The sequence below is a fragment of the Nocardioides sp. genome, assembly GCF_031422975.1.
In the GTDB taxonomy this organism is placed as follows: Bacteria; Actinomycetota; Actinomycetes; order Propionibacteriales; family Nocardioidaceae; genus Nocardioides.
On the sequence record NZ_JANPEO010000278.1, the window covers coordinates 1 to 2,041 of the forward strand.

Below are 2,041 nucleotides of genomic sequence, written 5' to 3' on the forward strand. Positions count from 1 at the left end.
GGCGGCCCCGCGGGGCCGCCCCTTCCGCCATGCCCGGTGACCGTGCGTGGCAGCAGCGCTCAAGGAAACCCCAAGGATCGGCACTGAGGATGTAGGGCATGCGAGCCGTTGACGATCAGGGCTGGAGCGTGAGGCTGGCGCTCCTCACGGGCGTGCTCGTCGCGGCCACCCTCCTGGGCGCCTGGCGGGTGTCCGGCTCGGGCCCCGACCGCGAGGACCCGGCCACCTTGAAGCTGGGTGACGCCACCCTGGTCGTCACCCACGTCGAACGCGTCACCGGGCTGACGGCCGACGACCTCGGCGGTATGACGCACGGCATCCAGGGCCTCGTGCCCGCTGACCAGACCATGCTGCGCGTCTCCGTGGTGCTCACCGCGGGCACCGCGGCAGCGGACTACGACCCGAGCGACCTGTGGATCGAGAGGGCCGGCACGGGCCGGGCGATCGGGCCGGTGGGCGGTGCTCTCGGCCGCGGCTCCCTCAGCGCGCGGGCCAGCATCAGCGGCGCCGTCTCGTTCGTCGTCCCCCGGAGCGGCGCCAGGTACGTCCTGCACGCTGCCGGCACCGGGGGCTCCATCCCTCTCGGCCAGGTGGACGAGGCACCACCCGGGACCGGGCACACGGACGACCACGGCGACGACGGCACCCAGGTTCACGAAGGCAACCATGACCATCCTCGGGCGAAGCCGTGAAGAGGCGATGACTGTGACCAATCCCCGTTCCGAGTCGCTGGCCCTGCGTCAGCTCGCCGGCGACCTCGTGATCGCGACACTCCTCGCCGTGACAGGCACCGTCTGGTTGTCCTGGCTGATGAGCGACCACGACCTCACGACGTCGCAACTCCTCATCGACAGCGCCGCGATGCTGGCGATCACACTTCCACTGGTGATGGTCGCGGTGGTTGTTCCGCTCAACCTGGCGCGCGAACAGCTGTCGCAGCAGCCCGTCATTCCGGTCTCCTTGCTCGCAACGGCTCCGGCCGCGGCGCTGGCGATCTCCGCGGCGCACCAGGCGCACCTGGTCTTCCTGTCGGCCTACTCCACGACAGTCTCGCTGGTGGACCTGATGGGCGACGCGGCCAGCCTGCTGGTCGTCGTCGTGCCGGTCATGGTCGCGCTGCTGACGCTGAGGCACCTCGACCCGGCACCGCTGCTGCGTCGGTGGCCAGTCGTCCTTGCGGTCGTGGTCGGCCTGAACACCGCAGCACTGACCGCGACCCTCGCGCCCGGCGCATCCGGCAGCACTCCCGGCAACACCTCGTGCCTGGCGGGCGGACCGGTGGACAAGAGCTTCGACGTCACCTCGCTGAACGTCGACATCCCGGTCAACCGGTTCGGCGACCACGATCCCCTCGGCAAGATGTATGCGCTCACCGGCCGGATCGCCGACGTCCGCGCCCAGGAGGCGTCGCAGGTGGTCTCCATCGGACTGCGCGATGACGCGATCCAGCCGCTCGTGATCCGGGCCAACCAGGGCGAGTGCATCGAGATCGCCTACACGAACTCGGCGACCGGCGGCGACTTCGGCCTGCACATCGACGGGCTGGAGTTCGGCGTGTCCTCCTCAGGGGACTCCGTCGGCGCCAATCCCACCTCAGCGGTCCCCCCAGGCTCCACGACGACGTACCGGTTCTCGATCCCCGACGACCGCCGACTCGAAGGGGCCCACTACATCCACCCGGGACCGGGTTACCGCGCAGCGGTCGACCACGGGCTCTTCGGCTCCCTGGTGGTCGAGCCCCCGGGATCGACCTACTGGAACGCAAGCACCCCCGGCCAGCCGCTGCTGTCCGGCTGGGAGGCGATCATCAAGCCCCTCGGCATCGACGTGCCGTGCGACCCGGCCAGCACGCCCGCGAGCTGCGCCTTCCGCGAGACCGCCCTCTTGAATCACGAGATCGGCAACGACAACGAGCAGCTCACCGCGAAGAACGGACTGCCCGTCCCTCTCGTCGATGACATCACGGGCAGCTACCGGCCCGGCTCCTTCGCGCTCAACTACCGTTCCGAGCCGTTCCGCAACAGGCTGCTGGCGTTCCCGA

The 2,041-nt window shown here is 70.1% G+C and carries 2 protein-coding genes; both read left to right on the top strand.

Features of this window, described 5'->3' with window-relative positions:
- The first annotated feature begins 98 nt into the window (after nucleotides 1-98).
- Nucleotides 99-692: a hypothetical protein gene (locus RMO85_RS08315; RefSeq protein WP_310528259.1), complete on the top strand. Its 594-nt coding sequence runs from the start codon at nucleotides 99-101 to the stop codon at nucleotides 690-692.
- 13 nt (nucleotides 693-705) lie between these two features.
- Nucleotides 706-2,041, top strand: a 1,336-nt coding sequence (locus RMO85_RS08320) for a multicopper oxidase domain-containing protein (RefSeq protein WP_310528260.1), incomplete at its 3' end; no start/stop codon positions are given.